This window comes from Rufibacter sp. JT3400010, assembly GCF_054956755.1.
Genome location: NZ_JBUDXA010000023.1, coordinates 35976 through 55360, shown reverse-complemented (window position 1 = coordinate 55360; position 19385 = coordinate 35976). Strand labels below are relative to the sequence as shown.

The window sequence follows — 19385 nt, the reverse complement described above, 5'->3', positions numbered from 1 at the left end:
TAAACAGACTTACAAGGTAGGTGAGTGCGGAATATATCTCGTGATCAGACAAGAAAAACAGGCTTGCCAGTGCTATTTGGCAGCCGTTTCTGTACTGCGGGAAAGGTTCTCGTAGATTTCGGCCTCAATAATGCTCATGGTGCCTTTCGCCTTGGCGTCATCTCTTGCCACCCCGTCATCCAGCTTCTTGCCATTTACTTCCACGCCGGTGTTATTGCCGTTGGTGGCAGACGCTCCGGCTAGCTGAATTCTGACTTTTGTTCCTTTCTGCGGAGTGCATTTGATGGTGTAGTACCCCAGGGTAGTTTGGGTATTTCCTCTGAAAGCTTCCTTGCCGTCTACGGTGATGAGCAAGGGGTACACCCGTGACCGGAAGTTATTCAGCTTGAGGGTAATTTCATCTACCGTTGCCTCGCGCTCCAGCGTATATTCAATCCAGGCCGAGGACAGTTTTCCGTCGTTTACCCAATCAGAAAGTTCGTTGTCATCAAAGCTGGCTGCTGCTTTCTCTGCGTTGGCCCCGGCGGTTGCGCCTACTACTTTGAGGGGCGTGCGCGTCATGGTGTAAGAAGGGGTTGCCGGAGTTGGGCCGCGGTCCAGGCGGGAAGGAAGTCCGGCGGACGGCAAGGCTTTTGCCAAACCATTTTCGGTCTGAAAGGACTTGGTGGTGAGGGTGAGCGTAGCGCCTTTCAATCCCTCAGCGTTAGCCTGAACCGTGATTTTGCCGGGCTTGGTGGTAGACCGAATCAAGAACCGGTTTACGCCCCCTTCCACCGGAAAGCTTTTGGCCATCACGTAATTACCTGGCCCCATGGCCATGCCGCCCCGCCATTCTGCAGGTCCGTTTAGGGTGTAGGTAATCATGTTCAACGCGGTGGGGCATCGGTTGCCCTGGGCATCTACCACCTCTACTTCTACCAGCGCCAGATCATGGCCGTTGGCTACAAACTCAGTTGGTCTTTTCACCGGGGTCAACCGCAACGCTACCGGAGCACCCACGGTTTTAATGGCAGTAGCGCATACCTCTTTGTTATTGGCATCATACCCCACAGCATTGATACTACCCTGCTGCCAGGCCACGTCTTTGAACGTAAACAGGAATCCGTCACTTTTGGTGCCAAAGCCCAAGGACTTGCCGTTCACCTTCAATTCTACTTTCTCTGCGGAGGAAATAACCACTATGTCCTTTTTTACCCCCGGGGCATAGTTCCAGTGGCCTACAATGTGCAGGCGGTATCTCTCGGGGTTCACCCAACCGTCCCACATTACCTGGTGGGCGAAAAAGTTCTGTTTCTTGATTCTAAGGGCATCTACTTCCCCGCTGCGCCGGTAATTCTCTTCCCCCCGGTGATGGGTATTGGACTCTGACCAGACAATGTTCACCCCGCCGCTGCTTACCCGTTTGCCGGTGCCGGGCCGCTCGTTCCAGAATTCAAACCAGCGTTTCACGTTTTCCACCGCGTGGCTTTCCATGTTGCGGTTGTAGACCGCCGCGCTTTGCCCGTTGTGCAGGGGCCCATCACCGTCTTTGTGGAAAGGCGGCGTAAACTCATCCCAGTATTTGCGCGATCCTTCATCACGGGAATATTCCATGGCCCACATGGGTATATGGGCACTTTTGTTCGTGTACAGCATCTCGCCGCCGTACTCGGCAATCTTGCTGTCCAGCATCTCGCGGGAGCCGATGGCCCGCCCGCCATGCGGATCATATTGGTCTCTGATAGCCTTCATCTGAGCCATGTGCGGCTCACTGATGCTCTCGTTGCCGCACTCATAGAAAATAATGCTGGGGTTGTTTTTGTTATAGATGATGGCGTCGCGCATGACGGCTTTCCGCTGGTCCCAACGGGTACCCTCCACGTCTTTCTCGGCGTCACCGGCAGGCATGGCTTGCATCAAACCTACGCGGTCGCAGCTTTCCACATCCTGTTTCCAGGGGGCAATGTGCATCCAACGCACCAGATTGCCGCCGCTTTCCACCATCAGCCCGTTGCTGTAGTCACTCAGCCAGGCCGGAACGGAAAGCCCGATGGCGGGCCACTCATTGGAGGTGCGTTGTGCGTAGCCATGCACCATGATTACCCGGTCATTCAGGTAAATCATGCCGTCTTTGAAGGCCGTTTTCCGGAACCCAGTTTTAGTAGTGACGGCATCTACGGGTTTGTTGTTCACCTTGAGCACCGTCTTCACGTCATACAGGTAGCCGTAACCCCAGCTCCAGAAGTTCAAGCTATTGACTTTAGAAGCAGCATTGATGGTTTTGGTCTCGCCGGGTGCCAGGGTTAGTTTCTCGCCCGCAAAGGTTTTAACTGTTTTGTTGTTCAGATCCGTTACGGTGACCTCATAGGCTATCTGCTGCGGCTGGGTGGTTTCGTTTTTCACCTGCGAAGTGGCATGAATGGTAGCCGATTTTCCTTTGATGTCAAAGCCGGCGGCGTACACGTACACCCCGGTAGTGCCCAGGTTGCTGTACAAAGGCAGCGTTTGGTACACCTTGGGCAACACGTGCAGGTACACGTTTTTGTGAATGCCGCCGTAGTTCGCGTTGAAGTTTTTGTCTTCCCACTGGAACTTGGTGTTGGTGGCTTTCTCGCGGTAGTTCCAGTCGTTGTCAATTCGGGCGGCCAGCACGTTTTCCTCGTTCCCGAACTTCACCAGATCAGTCACGTCAAAGCCGAAGGCCATTGCCCCGTTTTCGTGCATACCAATAGGCTTGCCGTTCAGGTAAAATTCTCCGCCTTGCCGAATGCCCTCAAACTCCAGGAAGATCTTCTGACCTTTGGCCGAGGCGGGCAGCTTGAAATGTTTGCGGTACCAGGCAATACCCGTGGGGTGGTCCACAATGTCTTTTTTAAAGGCATCGTCCTCATTCCAGGCATAAGGCAGGGTCACCTTCTTCCAACTATCATCATTGAAAGCCGGAGTTGCCGCTTCTTTGGCATCGCCCACCAACACTTTCCAGTCACTGTTGAAGTTGTATTTTACGCGTTGCGCGGAGGCCATGAAAAAGCCGACCAGGAAAAGGAAAGTAAACGTTGTTCTTTTCATTACAAGTAAGATTAGAAGCTAAAATTTGATGTTTGCAGCAGTAAACGGATCACTTCACAGTTTCCGGAATGATAGAATAAGCCCTTTTCAATCCTCCCAGATCTATGGTCATGTAGTCCAGGACCACGCCGGGATCTATGAGGTAAATTTTGAGGGTGTGTTTTCCTTTGGCTAAAGGAGCAAACGTCACCTGCCGCTTGGCCCGGTTCTCCAGCACATTTACTTTCCACTCCTCGCTCCTGCCCACCGTTTTGAAATCTACTACCTGCACCGGGCCCTCATCTATGGAAACGCCGTAACGCATGCTGTTTCCCGTAGTGACCGGATGAGTAGGAAGCGTGAAAACAGAAACAGTGGGTGCGGCCGCTGAAAGCGAATAAAAGTCATACTCTACCACCGGTGCCTGCGCTTTGATGCGTTCGGGGGAGGTTTCTGTCACGTCGGTCTGCAAGGGCATCGCCATCAGGGCTCTTCCGGTATGGCCCAGGTCTTCTACCAGTTCCCACCGTTTTGCCTGCTTTTCCGTTTTCCGGGTGAAATTGGCAGCATGGATGGAAATGTACCCGTTGTTCTCATAGAACCCCCTAAAGAAATCCAGGTCTGCCTTTTCTGGGGCGACTGCTTTTACTTCTACGTTAAGCTTCTCTCCTGCACCCTTAAAGGTGATATACCCCTGTGATTCCAGCTTCTGAGGTGCCTTGCTCCAGTCTATGCTTACCCAGATGCGCTGCTGTTTTTGCCCGGCAGCAGAGGTTAGATTTCCGCTTGGCGCTGATAGCTTGATCCATTTCTCAGAGGCAGTAACTTTCCAGGCAACGGGTTGGTCACAGGTTAAAAACACATCCACAAAGTAGGACTGAGTGCCCCCTAGCTGGAAGGTTGGCAATTGGAAGCCGGTTGCTGAAAACAGGGAAGAATCTGCCGTTACAAATCCTTCGGGCGCAAGACTCCATGTTTTAAGGCTATTTATTGAAATTTGCGGCAAAACCGGCTCCTGGTAAACTGGCAAGTCGCGTGGTTTCATGGACATCATGCCCTTCCACTTGCCGTTGGCCAGTTGGTTGTTGTAGTAGTCTGTCTCCGCCACAATACTTTCGTAGGCTTGTCTGGCTAACTGGGCGAAGTCACGGGCGCTGGCCCGGTTCTGTTGGGCGTAGAGGTAGCTTTTGTCGCGGTACAGGAATTTCTTGTTCATGAGGGCGGCACCCACCACGGGGTAGTACACCAGTTGGTAGAAAGCATCGGCGTCTTTGGCTTCTATCTGGCTGCGCAAGGCTTTTATCTGTTTCTCCAGCGCCTCGTAGCGGTCTAGGCGTAGCTGGGCTTCATCGCCGTAGAAAAAATGGTTGTAGGCAGTGTAGGTGGTTTTGGTGGTAGGCTCGGTCCGGCTCCAGCCCATGAACTCGGGTTTTCGCTCAAAAGCCAGGTTGTAGTATTCCCACAGACTCTGGCTGATGACGGCCGCTTTTTCCTGCCCAAAAATCTCACCTACCCACTGCTGTAGATGCTGCTTCGCGGAGGTCCCGTTCTGAAAAGCAGGCGCATCATACGCCATGTCCAGAAACAGATCAATGTTGTGTTCCAAGGGTTTGATGTCGCCCACGTTCAAGACCCACAACTGGTCAGATTTCAGATGATAGGCTTTCATCATTTCTTCCCTTATCAAAGAAGGGTGCGTGGAACTGAGCCACAGGTAATCATGCGGACGGCCCCAATACGAAGCATGGTAATACACGCCTGAGCCACCGGCCCGCTTCTGTTCCTGCGGATTGCTCAGCCGATGTATGTAGCCGTAGTTGTCGTCGGGCCACACCAGGGTGATGTCTTCGGGTAGTTTCAGGCCGTGATCATAGATTTCCAGCACCTCTTTGTAGGCCGTGAAGACCTGCGGTACGGCGGTCACGTCTTTGTTTACATGCTTCTGCAGGAGGTCTCGTTGATCAGAGATAATTTTCTCCAGCATGGTGGCCGCCTGAGCGGTGTTTTTAGCGCCTTCCATGCCGCTGTCGTGCACGCCGCGCATGCCCATGGTGTAGATGGCTTCTAGGTTTCTGGCCTCTTTCACCCGATTCTCCCAATAACTATGAACCGCTTTTTGGTTACTGAAATAGTCAAAGGAGCCCATGGTTTTCTCTTTCCATTCATCCACGTTGTTGCGCAGCATGGGCTCTGCGTGGGAAGTGCCCACCAGAATGGCGTAATCATCGGCTACCTTGGCATTGCCGGGGTAATGGAAGAAAGCTTTGGTGCTGGGGTGCATGGCGGGCCAGATGAGGTTGGCCTTCAGGCGAAGCAGCAACTCAAAGATTTTGGCGTAAGTGTTAGGGCCTATGTCTTTGATATTTTGGTCCATGTTTTGGGCCGCCCACGGCTGTAATCCCCAATCCTCGTCGTTCAGGAAGATGCCCCGGTATTTGACCGAAGGCGGTCCTTGCACCAGCGTACCGGCCGTCACAAAAAGATCACTTCTGCGCGTAGGCTTGGCATCGGCCCACCAGTACCAGGGCGAAACGCCCATTCTTCTGGACAGTTCAAACACCCCGAAGGCTGTTCCCCGGTTGTCGCTTCCGGCAATGACCAGGGCTTTTTCTACCTTTCCGAAAGGCTTATCCACTACGGCAAGGATGTAGCTTTCCCATTTTCCTTTGATTTCCTGTACCTGCAGCACTTTCTTCTCAACCAGTTGATCCACCAACGCCGACTGCCCAATGGTACCGATGATTACGGGCAAGTTGGAAAGCTCTTTTTGGTCTCCTTTCCTGATTTCGGGGGTAAAACCGGTGACTGCTTTCACGTCCCCTCCCAGCGCCTCTGCCGCCACCTGTACCACTGCCGCATCTTTCGCGTCAATAAAAAAGGAAGCCGCCCTACCAGCCTGCACCAACGGAAAGCTGCCGGAAGTAGCCTTATCCGTCACGTGGACGCCACCTTCCTGCTGAGAACTTTGCGCCTGCAGGGTGTGCCCTGCCAAAGTACATATAAGCGCTATCGCAATAGCAATTTGTCTATTCATTTATCTGCTGCGTGTGGACGGAAAAGTATTTCTAAGTAAGCACCGCGCTTTTCACTTGTAAACTTCCAGCAGGTAAGTAACCAAAACTCAATTAGTAACCCATCCTGTACTTACAGGTCCATGCCCCTGATTTTTTCCTTTTCGGCTATTTACCCTATTATTTCTGCGTGTGGAGTCAAGATCACAACCGCTGAGGCTCCGGTATAAAAAATAGCCCCTGACAGGTTTGTATTACCTTTCAGGGGCTATTTCCCAAAATCAGCCCGTTTTCACACAGGTATAAAAACCTATGCAGCCGGGAAGATTTTACATTTTGAATGGAAGGTACCAGTTGTTGGGGTCCATTAACTTGGCTCTTACTTCCTGGGCTCTTGGATCATTGGCTTTGACCAGTTTCTCGTACACTTTGTCTGCCAGGAAAGCCGGATCATTTCTTCTTCTGGCAATTCTCAATAGATCTTGCCATCTGTGGCCTTCAAAAGCCAATTCCAGAGCAGCTTCTTTTACCAAAGCGTTTTCTATCCTGATCATTAAAGGATCTTGCGTGCCTTGGGTTGCGAAATTGATGTTCTGCAAACCTGCCCTGGTTCGCAGACCAATGTGACGGTACCAATCTCCCCGGAAAGTAGGATAAGTGCCTTCCCGTGCATCAAAATTGTAAGGCGCTGGCAGAAAGGTTTGCTGGGTGTTGGTAACGTCTGGGTTGGTTGCCGGAAGGTTAGGGTCAGAGAAGACCGCTTTGATACCGCGCTGCAAAAAGGCCTCGGCCAGATTTTGGTGACCATCCCGGTTAGCGGCCTCGGCAAACCGCAGGTGTATCAATGAAGCGCGGGCTAAAAACCAGTTGCCTTTGTTTTCAAAAGGCAGAGCGGCGTTGAAATTCTGCAGATACTTTCCAACCACCGGCTGTCCCATTTGGTAGCGCACGGCCCATCCGCCTCTGGTATCGCCGGGGGTCAGATCAGAACGTGTCTCGGCGGCCCATTTATCAATGGCGGCTTGTGATGGTTTCAGGAGATAATTGCCTCCCGCATTCGCGAACAACCCAATAAAAGGGTTACTAGGGGTGGTGTTTGCGGTAAAGGGCAGGTCCCATACCCACTCATAATTCCATACGTTATTTTGGGTCCCGTTAAACCCAACAGAGGGGTCAAAAGGGTTACTCCAGCTTACTCTGTACTGGTCATAGAACCTGGCTCCTCTTGAGGCATCCAACGCTCCGGTTTCCAAAAGCGCCCGGTAGTGCGTGGCCGCTTGGGTATAGTTTCCTTTCCATAAATGCAGATCTCCTAGTACCAGCCTTTTATTCACAAAGAACTTCTCTGTGTTGAACCCGCCTATGTTTGTGAGAAGGGAGCTCCCCGCAGGGTACAGGTCTTTAAAGGGTATTTTCTCCGTAACGGCAATCAAACTGTCTAAGAGCACTTCAAATTCAACCTTCTGGAACTTAGACTGGTCTGCCAGATCTCCTACTTTCGCTAATGGGTCAGTGATATAAGGGATGCGCCCGTACTGGATGCCCAATTGCAGATACACCCAGCTTCTAAGCGCCGTGATGTCTGAAGAACGTTGGTTGTACTCCGCAATGGTTATCTTATTCTCGCTCACCATCTTGTTGAAATTACGCAGCACATCATTACAGTTAATGATTACCTCGTAATACGGTCTGGGGTCTGCGTATTTATTTTCCGGTAACACCGAGTGGTAATTGATCTGCAACAGATCTGGATTACCGGCGGCATTGGCGGTCACGTTCAACAGATCTCCCCTTAGCTCATTCAGAATGACATGCCGCTCGGCCAGGTTCATGAATTTGCCATACACGCCTATCACAGCCGCATCTGCGTCAAAAATATTCTGATAGGCTCGTTCTTCGTCTACTGCCGTTTCTGGGGCAATATCCAGCATATCGTTACAGGAGAAGGTGCTGAAACCAAGCAGCAGCATAGGCACCACACGCGCTATAGACCTGATAAATTTATTTTTCATGGGTTACTGACTTAATACTTTGATGGATTCTATGGCCTACAAACCAATTCTTACCCCTAACAGCACAGATCTGAACTGCGGAATCATGCCAAGGTCAATGCCTTGCGCAAAAATGGTTTCTCCCGCACTAAACTCAGGATCATATCCTTTGTATTTGGAGAAGGTTAACAGGTTGTTGGCAGTGGCATAGAATGAAGTAGACTTGATATATTTTGTATTCAGGGGCAGGTCATACCGCAACGTCAGGGTTCTCAGACGCAGGTAAGAACCATCTTCAATCCATCTGTCAGAGAAGCGGTTGTTGCCCAACGGATCACCGAAATTAGCTCTTGGCATATCGGTTACCTGGCCATCTGTTCTCCATCTTCTAATGACAGCATCGGTCTGGTTAGCGGTTCCGGCAGCAGACTCTAACTGTGCTCTGGTGTAGTTGTAGACATCATTGCCTTGGCTGAACGTGAAATAGGCATCCAGCGAGAACCGCTTGTACTCAAATCTGGAGCTGAACATGCCGGTAAAATCAGGATTAGGATTCCCTATCACCACTCTGTCGTTTTCGTCAATCATCCCCTGGGAATCACCTTCGTTGTTGAAATTCACAAAACGCACATCTCCTCCCTGGAAAGGCACTACTTCCCCGCTAGGCGTTCTGGTTCTCAAACCAGACTGAGCGGCCTCTTCATTGGTGGTGTAGACACCGTTTGTTTTGTAACCATAGAACAGATTCGCTTCCTGTCCTACTTTCGTGAGGATGTTCGCACCGGCGAACTGAGTGATAAACTGATCGCTGTTTAAGGCAGTGATTTGGTTTTTGTATTTGGAAAGGGTTAAGCCCAGGTCCCATTTAAACGAAGGCGTATTCACAACCCGGCTGTTCAGCGTGAGGTCTATTCCTTTGTTCACCATCTTACCGTTGTTGGTGAACATGAATTCAAATCCGGCAGGTGAAACCAATTGTTCCCGCACCAGCATGTTATCAGTCACGTTACGATAGGCATCTACACTTACAGAGAACCTTTCGTTAAACAGGGCCAGATCTACCCCGCCATTTACTTTTCTGTTAGTTTCCCATTGCAAGGCAGGATTCCCGATGTTACCTCTTACCAAACCCTGAAAATCCAGGAGGTTCTGCGACACATAGTACTGACGAGCTGAATAGTTTCCAATATCATCGTTTCCACTGATGCTGTAGGTGGCCCGTAGTTTCAGCATATCCAGGAAATCAACGCCTGCCATAAAGTTTTCAGAAGAGATAAGCCAGGCCGCGCCTACAGACGGGAATACACCAAACTTCCGGTTGAACAAGTTGATCCCATCCTTCGCCTCGGTCCCGAAGCGGGAAGACCCGTCAACGGCCACATTAAACGAAAGGAAGTATTTGCTCAGTAAACCGTAATTGGCACCTGCATAATAATTCAGCCAAAGCCAGTTACCAATATCACCTCCCGCTCTGCGCAAAGCAGCAGATCCTGAACCAATGGTTCTTAACTCATCTGTTGCCGAGTTAAAACCCAGACCCGTATCTGTCTCACTGTTGTTTTTGATGTACCGTAAGCCAATGTTACCGTCTACACTGTGGATATTGTGGAAGGTCTTGTTATACGCAAGGCGGGTGTCACTGAACGTGCTGAACATTCTTTGCACCTGTGCGCCCATTCTGCTTTCAGCCACTGCGTTTTCCAACTGCTCTGCGCTTGTACCTCTGCGCGGCACAAAGAAGTTCTCCCGTATTTTATCATACGTAAGACCGTACTGGGTACTGGCTACCAGGTTTTTGGTGAACGCATAGTTAAACTTAGCCGAGCCAAAAAACCGGTAGTTGATTCCCTTAGCCTGCATGTTGCTGGTAATAACAGCCGGGTTACTTACATCAAATATATCAGTATCAGATAAGTTAGGCGAGGTAATACCAGTGTTTGATATTTCATTTGTGGACAGGAACGGAGCTTTTATCAGGCTCAGATAAATAGGATTTGTGTTGGCGGCAATGCCTTGGTCAGCCAGATTCTGCTCGCTGTACGTAAAGGCCATACTCGTATTCACCGTCAGCTTTGGCGTCATGTTCAGATCTGCGTTGAACAAGGTATTATACCGCTGCAAACTTGTATTTTCTACAATGCCGCCGTTATCCAACACCCCTAGTGACAGAGCGTATTTCGCAATGTTATCGCCCCCTACTACCCGCAGGTAATAATTCTGGTTGTAGCTTCTTTTCAGTACTTCTTTCTGCCAATCGGTATTGTTATGGTAGGTGTAATAGCCAGGGCTGGCCACATCATCACTCATGTAAGGCTGCGCCTGTATCTGGTTATCTGTCATGCCCCGGCTTTTCAGAACATCAGATAGATAAATGCGGTAATTGGAGGCATTCATCACCGGAAGGTTGCCTGGGGCAAAGTTGACGCCCGCATAAGAAGCAAAATCTATTTTGGTTGCCAGTTCCTGAGCACGGGCCGTTGTGATCAGGATGGCTCCGTTGGCTCCTTTTGAGCCGTAGATAGAAGCGGCATCTTTGATTACCGTAATGTTCTCTATGTCTTTGATGTCAATGTTGGAGAGTGGGTTGGTGAAGTGGTTGTTAATGATGGATCCACCGTAATCATTCATGTCGTAAATCATACCATCCACTATAATCAGCGGCTGGTTGGAGGTATACAGAGACGAGTACCCCCTCAGGAACAGGTTGGCACCAATACCAGGTGTCCCGGAACGACGTACCACATTTAAACCCGCTACTTTCCCTTGCAGAAAGTTCTCCGGCGATTCAGCAGAAGTGCTCCATTTTTGACGGCTAGGATCTAACGACACCACCGCGCCTGTGACCTGGTTTATAGGTCTACTGATGCTATTAGGTAAAACGGCAATGTCATATAATGAATTAAAGCCTCCTTCATGCAGGCTAACGGTTACGTTGCTTTGGCCTTTGACCGGTACTTCCCTGCGCTGAAAGCCTTCTCCTTCTAAAGTGATGGAAGAGGAAGAAGACGGTACATTAAGGGAGAAATTACCTTTATCATCGGTTAGGGCAGCTGAATAACCAGGCACGCTCACACTGATCCCCGCCACAGGAAGTTTGGTCGCCGCAGAGGTAACAGTACCGGTAACTTTCACCCCACCCACCTGCTCACGCACAACCGCTACGCTGTCTGCTGTGGCACCAGCAGTCTGGTTCTGCTGGGCAAAAGCGCAAACTGGCGTACCGGCTAATACAACAAGGAATGATAACTCTTTTATTCTTCTATAGAAATGATGCATGAAATTCCTTAGCTATGATGTGATTAAAAGACAGGTACTAACTCCAGGTAATCCAGTGTGAGTGGATTAAGGGCGTTGTTGGTAGACAAAGCACTTCTCAGGAAAGCATTCAAATTGCCATATTTTGCTACTGTGTATTCCCCTAGTTCCTGACGTACCGGGAAAGTAGAAGCGGCTACTGCTTTATAAGGGAATGATGTTGCATCAGGAGTCCCCATTACTAATCGTTGATTAAATGAATCAGCCTGGAAATCATTGATCACACTCCAGTAAACCTTATACTTCATGGAGTACACATTGGGAATAGCATACCTTAACCATAGGCCAGAAATGCTGTGGCCAGTGGCCCGCAGGTATCGGAAGTTTTCACCCGCTACTTCGCTTCTTCTGGTCTGGATAGACACATTGCCTGCTTTATCTGGGTGGCTTAGCCGAAGTGCTCTTATGTCAAAGATAGACTCGCCCTCCACTCTGATCGGCTTAATCTTCTCTTCGTTGGCAACGGTGAGGCTGTTTACTAAAAGAACATTTCCGTTAGAGGTACGCTCTTCCCGCACCACGGCATTCTTATCAATATGTACCTGCACACCTGATCTGGAGGTAAGTACCTGCGGCAATGTTTCCTTTGTATAAACCCCTCTAAAAGCCAAGTCTTTGGTAACGGCCCAGTTGGTTAAAGCATTGGTACTGTCTGTAGTACTAGTGGCAAAGAACTTCTGAAATCTGGTAAACTCGGCAGTATAAGCCTCGTCCGTCAGCATCACGAAGGTATAAACAGAGTCTTCATTGGCAATATCATACACCCTCCGGAAAAACTGATTTTGCTGTACAAACCCGGTAGCAGGATCATACACCGGCTTTCCGGTAACCGGGTCTACCCCTGTTTGCACGGCAAGGCTGTCCACAAAAACTCTTTCGTCCAGAGACTGCATATAGGCTTTCTGGCGTGGGCTTAGATTGGTGCTGGTTAAGAATTCCCAGGAATTCATACGGGGAGTAAGTGGCGCATTTATGATGTGCAACACCCCGTTGCCCGTATACTTATTGGCTTCTTCTACTTTGGCTGCATTCACCATGGAAGTTGCCTGGTTCCAAAGAATGTTCTTACCACTTAACGTCTTTATCTGAGAAGAAGCAGGCAACGCAGTATGGGTAAAGTATTGCTGGTAGCTGATATGGTTACTGACAAACTGCTTCAGTCTATCTGGATTATTCACGATAGTCTGATCTAAATTCTGCAGTGCCTCATTGGTAGGTGCCCAGACAGTAAAAGATTTGGAAGATTGAAGCACCTGGTCAAGCCCGGTTTGAACAAGTAGTTCACTGAACCGGCTTATCCTGGGGTTGATACTAATTTCCTGCATTATGTTTTTGTTTAAGGCAGGATCATCAATACTCGTGTGGTCTTCCCATCCATCCTTACAGGCGGAGAATCCTGCCAGGATACATGCAACTAGTAGTATCTTTTTGTACAAAGTCATTTCTTTGGGTTATTTCTGGACAAAATCATCTTAGGAGTACACGGGCAAATCACTACATGACTGCCAGTGTACCTTCCTAAGTAAATTCATAATTTGATATTAACTCCTTATTGTTCGAATACCAGAGTACCGTCTCTTGCTATTTTAGGGTACAGTTGGTCTTGATCTTCCGGGATAAACTGGATCATATCAATCCGATGGACACCATTGTCATTGGTTAGCCCTTGTAGTCTGATCTTGTGTCTTCCTGTAGTTTCTACTGTAACAGTACCGGCTAACCTTGCATGTGTATTGCCTGGAGAATCGGACACATGTCTTTTTATGCCCTGGGCTAATAACTCTCTTTCGTTTCCACCAGGGTAGTAGATGGACATGTCAATGGTTCTTGGCAATACCTGCCCGTTGAAAGATACCTGTAGCGGCGATGTTCTTAGAATGGTTCTGAATCCTATCCAGACTCTGTATCTTCCTTTCACAATAGCAGGTGTAGTGAACTCCACAACCCTGGCAACGTTCGCACTCATCCGAACCTCCAGGTAGTCCCGATAAGCATACCCGTCTGCATCACCTGTTGAACCTGGTCTATAGGTGATGGATGGGCTGTTAGAACCTTCAACATAGATATCTTTAAAGGATCCAATGGCTGGGAAAGAGACAGAAGCGGCTCCTGCTTTTCTGTAAGATGGAAGAATCTTTATTTCTGGCTGATCTGCCAGATCAAAGTACACCCGCACTGGATTTCTCTTTTTTATCTGGAAGTTTTCGGTAACGGAGTGCAGTACTCCGTTGGTTGCTGTATTGTCACTGGCTCTTCTGTCTACCAGAGCGCCTTCTTCCTGTACGCCATTGAAAACATCCTCATTAATCAATACCTGTTCGCCTTTAAGTTTTGAGGTGATCACCTCCTGTGGTGCCAATGTCGCATGGGAAGGGGCCGTCACCAAGTCAGCCAAGTACTTGCTGTCATTCAGAATATGATAAGACATGTTCAGGTACAGACTGTCAGTTTTATCAGACGGATTACCGGTTTGAGAATATTTTGCTTTCAGGTCTGCATAAGTATTGATGTTCATGCTTTGATAGACCGAGTTTTTCTGTGCCAGTACCGTGTACCATGCTCGTTGGGTGGTAGACCCATCCAGGTACATCTTATCAAGCTGGTTAAATAACCCAGTTTCCTTTAAAGCAGCTGTAAAAATGGAGTACTCAGGGTTACTGGCCAGCATCTGGGCCACTGTCTGGCTGGCTGGCTTCAATACCCGGTCAATAGAGTGAATGATCCCATTTCCTACTCGTATGTTGGCCTGTATTACGTTTGCCTGTCTGTTCACGCGGGTTCTGGCAACCCCATTTTCCAGCTCAGCCCCGGTAATGACATATTGCCCCAGCATGGTGATGCTAGGGAGCTTACCATCTGTAAACTCTGAGGTTGCAATGGTATCCTCTATAAGGTGGAACCGTATGATCTGCTTTAGATCTTCCGTCTCTAACTGATCTACAGACGTGACACCCTTTTCCTTTAAGAAGACGTCAACTGCTTCGTTCGTTGGCGCAAACATGGTATAAGAACCATAAGCAGACAAGAAACCTGCATTCCCTGTTTTCTCCAGAATCTTGACCAAGCTGGAAAACTGATCTGCATTTTTCTCAAAATAGCCCAGCATGTTCACGTCGCTGGTGGTGGTAATGTCAAGATTCTGCTCTTCACAACCCCATAAGGAGGTTATTAAAAGTAGGCTTAAAACCAGTATTCTGGTCCGTAAGCTTTTGTGAAAAATTAGATCTTTCATATGTGATAAAATTTTAGTTAACTATCTTCCTATGTAGAAAGGATTCTGCTCCAGACTCTTGTTAGTAGTCAGTTCGTACTGGTAAATTGGCCAGTAATGGCTGTTGGGGTCTTTGAACTTATTCAGAATAGACTGCTGTCTGTCTGGCGGTGCGCTGTTTAAAACCATTTGGTTTAGCAGATCCTGGCGTGCATAACCTGATCTTCTGGCATTCCTAAGAACATCAAACCACCTTTTTCCTTCAAAGGCGAACTCGCGGGCGCGTTCCTCCAGAATAAAGTTGATCATGTCATTCATTGAGTTTGGATCAATGTTCGCGTTATCTGTTCCTGGAAGAGCATTTGCACGACGTCTAACGGTACGGATCAACTCCAGTGCCTCTTCCCCTCTCCCGTTATTCTGCGCCACCAGCGCTTCTGCCTTCATCAACAGCACATCTGCATAGCGGTAGAATACCCAATGCGCATACGATTGGTCCTGTGTTCTTCTCTCTTCCTCCGTAAGCCCTAAGTATTTCCACACCTCGCTTGTTGAAACTCTCACTGATGCATTTGCCCTTAGATCAGCATTTAACACGTCTACCGGATCTGGTGGAAATACTTGCTCCAATACACGCGGCGATGCTAAAAACCTTCTGCCCGTAACTGAACTGAACATTGGGAAATAAGGATTAGTCCGTTGCTCATTGAATTGCAAGGAGAATATGATTTCACTTGAGTTTCCCTGAGCATAAAGTTGCTGGAACCACTGAGGGTTATTCACTCCCTGTACCAGGCCGTATTGTCCTGAGTTGATTATTTTATCTGTAGCAATGATGGCACTGTCATACTTCTCCTTCCAGAGGTAAACATCTGCCTGTATCGCATTTACCGAATACTTTGTGATGCGACCTCTGTTGAAGGCATTGTTCCCGTAGGTGATCACCGCGAACTCCTCAGCTTTCAATAAGTCTTTTGCCACCTGGTTTAACACCTCTGCCTGGCTTGATTTAGGCATGGCAACAGCCTGCTCATCACTGATAGTAGCGGTCAGCTTCAATGGCACATCACCAAAGCTTCTGGCCAGGTAGAAGTACATAAGCGCTCTGATCGCGTACGCTTCTCCCAGATAGGCATTCAACTGCTCCTGGGTGAACGTTCTGTCCTCTGCCAGAGCACCCGGCGCAAGCTCTATCACGGTATTGCACTGGTTTATGGTTCTATAGAACGGTCTCCAGTCAGCGATGGGGTTGGTATCAATGATGTTTCCATTCATTACCTCCAACTCATTGGCTCTAACTCCGGTATTGGCCATGAGCATATCTGCTCTCAGCTCTCCCCATAGAAGGATTTTCTCCGCGAAATCAGGATCCAGCATAGAAGCATAAATTCCTACTACTGCTGAATTTACCTGCTCTTTTGTTTTCCAGAAGTCCTTTCCTACTATCCCATTCTCCGGCTCCAGATCCAACCAACTATTGCAGGAACTTGAAACCAGAACCAGTAGCGCCAGTGCTGCTTTATATACGTATTTTCTTAACATGTTGTCTTTCTGTTAATTATTTAAAACCTCACATTCACCCCAAGGGTCATTGTCTGCACCGGAGGAGTTCTGGAGCTGTCAAAGCCAATTTTGAACGGATCTCCTCCTGCTAAACCAACTTCCGGGTCCTGGCCTGTGTATTTTGTGAAGGTATAGAGGTTGTTGGCTGTCACATAAAGGCTTAGTTCGTTTGCTCTCAGCTTTTCAACAATGCGTTTAGGGAAGTCATATCTGACGGTGATTGTTTTAAACCTCAGGAAAGAACCATCCTCTACGTACCGGTCTGAAGCCAACCAATTGTAACCCATTCTGTTCAAGGCACGGGGCATGTCTGTCACGTCTCCAGAACGCTGCCATCTTCTTAGAATAGCGGTGCTTTGGTTTGAGTAATCATACATGTTCTCTGTGAGCATTCTGGTCTGGTTTACAATGTCGTACTTGTATCTGAAGTTGAAGAACATGTTCAGTCTCCAGTTTTTGTATTTGACCGTAGGACCAAAACCGCCGGTAAGTTTAGGGTTCGCATTACCCAAATACACTACATCTTTGTAGTCTATGTTCCCGTCATGGTTGATGTCTTCATACATGGCATCACCGGGCTGGAATACATAGTCAATAGCCGGATAACCAAAACGCATAGGTACTACCTGCCCGTTAGGTCCAATAATGGCGTTGCCGTTTCTGTCTTTGGCGATAGTTGCTTCGGCGTCTTTGTACACGCCGGTGAACTTGTAGCCATAGAAAGAGCCAAACGGGTTGTTTTCCTGAATGGTGATCAGGTAGTTGCCGTTTGCATTCAGGTTTCCTCTTTCCCGTGGATAGAATTCTGAGATCTCCCTGATCATGTTTTCGTTGCTGGACAGGTTCAGGCCGAAGTCTACGGTAAGATCCTTGGTTTTATAAGCCGTCAGGTTTAGTCCTACTTCCCAGCCCATGTTATCCATGGTGCCTACGTTCATGTCTACATCAGTAAAACCTGAGATAGACGAAATGCGCAGATCCTGGAAGAACATATCTTTGGTGCGTCTGTTATAGATATCAGCATCTACAGAAAGCCGCCGTTGCAGCATCACCAGGTTAATACCAAAGTTGGACTGTAATACACTCTCCCATTTCAGGTTGTTCAATCGCATGGTAGACTGATACAAACCCGTCATGCCTAAGTAGTTGTAATTGTAGTTTTCGTACAGATCAAAGTGACCGTAGCTGGCACGGGGTTCATTACCACTGGCACCGTAGCTGGCTCTCAAGCTTAGGTCATCAAGAAAGGTAAAGCCCTGCATAAACGGCTCCCCAGATATTCGCCAACGTCCTGAAATGGAAGGGAACGTACCATACCGGTTATTTTCACCGAATCTGGAGCTTCCGTCGCGGCGGACACCTACGTTCACGATATAGCGATCCAGAAATCCGTATTGCACATTCAGCAACAGACCAACGCTTCTGGTTTGGGAAGAGGAAGAGCCCAGTTGGTGTTCATTCCCCTGAATTCTGGACGGAACAGATGGGTCTTGCAGATAAGCAGAGGCTGTGTTAGAGGTCATGACCCCGAAACCTTCGTTTCTGGCATCAAATGTCATAAAGGACAGTAAACCTTGTAGGTTGTGGTTTTCACCCAATTTTGGCGTATAGAGCAGGTTTGTTTTGGTAATCACGCTGAACCGGTCTGCGTCAGAATCTGAGGCTCTGTTCACGGTTGTTTCTGTCCAGGGTCTGCCGGTGGCAGTCTGCGGCAAAAACATCTTTGTCTTGCTGTTATTTATATCAAACTGCACATCTGAGGTGGCTAGCAGCAAACCTGGCAACACATCATATTGGATATTGAATTTAGGGATGATGCGCTCGCCTATCTGTCTGTTGATGCCCTCCAGTGCCATGGCTACCGGGTTGAAGGTACCCGGGTAGCCTCCCTGTACATTGTTTGCCGGTGAAAAGTAGTTGGGGGTTCGCTCTCCAAATTCATTGTACTCGTACACACTCATGTTCGGCATCTTGTTGTAAGCTACCGTTCTGATGGCATTGGTGTAGTTCTGGTTATTATCAAGGTGCGTATAAGATAAATCTGTTCTGAATCTGATGCGGTCTGATACAGTAAAATCCAGGTTGATACGGGCCGAGATACGGGAAAGGTCTGTACCAATGGTAGTACCCTTCTGTCCGAAGTAGCCCAGGGAAGTGTAGTATCTGGCTTTGTCCCCCCCACCCGATAAGGAAATGTTATGATCATTGATACTGCCTAACTGGGTAATTTCCTCAATCCAGTCTGTGTTGTGGTTGTAGTTGTAGAACCAATAAGGATCTTTGGGATCATACTGAAACTCTTTGACCGTAGTGGTGTTCAGGGGAGTTCCCGTTCTGTTCATGAAAGCCTCTGGTATGTACTGGGAGTACTGGTCACCATTGAGCATGGGCAACGCCTCGGGCTGTCTTGTGAGGGAACCTCTGTAGGAATAATTTACGGTTGGTTTTCCTATTCTACCTCTTTTAGTAGTAATCACGAGTACCCCGTTAGAAGCTCTGGCACCCCATATTGCAGTGGCTGCCGCGTCTTTTAGGACAGATATTTCTTTGATGTCTGTAGGGGCGATGTTCAGTAATTGCGCGTAGCCTTGCTCATCTGCCGTGGCAAAGTTGAAGTCAGAGGCAATTTCTATGTCATACGGCATTCCGTCTACCACAATCAGTGGCTCAGAGGAAGAGTTGATGGAAGAAGTTCCCCTGATCCGGATCTGCATCCCTGCTCCCGGGTCGCCGGTGCTTGCCACAATGTCTACCCCAGCCATTCGCCCCTGTAACGCTTCATCAATGGAAGGAGCTGGTAACTCCGCCAAAGCGGTAGCATCAATGGTACTGATCGCAGAGGTCAGGTTCCGCTTGTCTACGTCTAACATACCCGTACTTGATTGCTGGTGGGAAACAATCTCTACCTCCCTCAGGGTATTGGAAGTAGACTCCAGCCCTACATTCACCACAGCTCTGTTGTTCACGGTGAAGGTGAAGTTCTTGTAGCCGATGTAGGAGACAACCACTCTGTTTTGTGGGCTCTTCATCTTCAAGGCGAAACCTCCGTTTATATCGGTACTAACGCCAGCCAGGGTACGGTTTTCATTGTCTATTTCGTAGACGGATACCCCTATGAGCGGTTCTTTGGTTGTTTTGTCTGTGACTGTTCCTCTTACAATCGTCTGCCCTGCCTGGGCATAACCTAACACACTACAGCAGACAAAAACCGCAGTGAGGATCAGATAAGAGAAACTTCCTAAAAATCTTTTCATATTAATACGCTAT

At 48.6% G+C, this 19385-nt stretch carries 8 protein-coding genes; all 8 read right to left on the bottom strand.

Translation table 11 applies throughout. From position 1 onward, the window contains the following. Nucleotides 1-72: 72 nt before the first annotated feature. Nucleotides 73-3048 carry a glycoside hydrolase family 2 protein gene (locus ACY0JR_RS17590; protein WP_462635467.1) on the bottom strand — a complete coding sequence of 992 codons (2976 nt, stop codon included), beginning with the start codon at nt 3046-3048 and terminating at the stop codon, nt 73-75. Between the two features lie 49 nt (nt 3049-3097). Beyond that, nucleotides 3098-6061, bottom strand: coding sequence for a glycosyl hydrolase 115 family protein (locus ACY0JR_RS17585; protein ID WP_462635466.1), 2964 nt, complete (start codon nt 6059-6061; stop codon nt 3098-3100). Between the two features lie 306 nt (nt 6062-6367). Continuing rightward, nucleotides 6368-8050, bottom strand: coding sequence for a RagB/SusD family nutrient uptake outer membrane protein (locus tag ACY0JR_RS17580; protein WP_462635465.1), 1683 nt, complete (start codon nt 8048-8050; stop codon nt 6368-6370). A 36-nt stretch (nt 8051-8086) separates the two neighbouring features. Continuing rightward, complete coding sequence (locus ACY0JR_RS17575; protein WP_462635463.1) at nt 8087-11305, bottom strand: SusC/RagA family TonB-linked outer membrane protein; 3219 nt, start codon at nt 11303-11305, stop codon at nt 8087-8089. 23 nt (nt 11306-11328) lie between these two features. Continuing rightward, the gene (locus tag ACY0JR_RS17570; protein ID WP_462635462.1) at nt 11329-12669 is read right to left on the bottom strand and encodes a fasciclin domain-containing protein; all 1341 of its coding nucleotides are present in this window, start codon (nt 12667-12669) and stop codon (nt 11329-11331) included. A gap of 224 nt (nt 12670-12893) precedes the next feature. Next, the gene (locus tag ACY0JR_RS17565; protein ID WP_462635461.1) at nt 12894-14576 is read right to left on the bottom strand and encodes a fasciclin domain-containing protein; all 1683 of its coding nucleotides are present in this window, start codon (nt 14574-14576) and stop codon (nt 12894-12896) included. Nucleotides 14577-14597: 21 nt separating this feature from the next. Then, a complete protein-coding gene (locus ACY0JR_RS17560) occupies nt 14598-16097 on the bottom strand; it encodes a RagB/SusD family nutrient uptake outer membrane protein (protein WP_462635459.1) in 1500 nt (499 codons plus the stop codon). A 20-nt stretch (nt 16098-16117) separates the two neighbouring features. Continuing rightward, nucleotides 16118-19372, bottom strand: coding sequence for a SusC/RagA family TonB-linked outer membrane protein (locus ACY0JR_RS17555; protein WP_462635458.1), 3255 nt, complete (start codon nt 19370-19372; stop codon nt 16118-16120). Between the last annotated feature and the right edge of the window lie 13 nt (nt 19373-19385).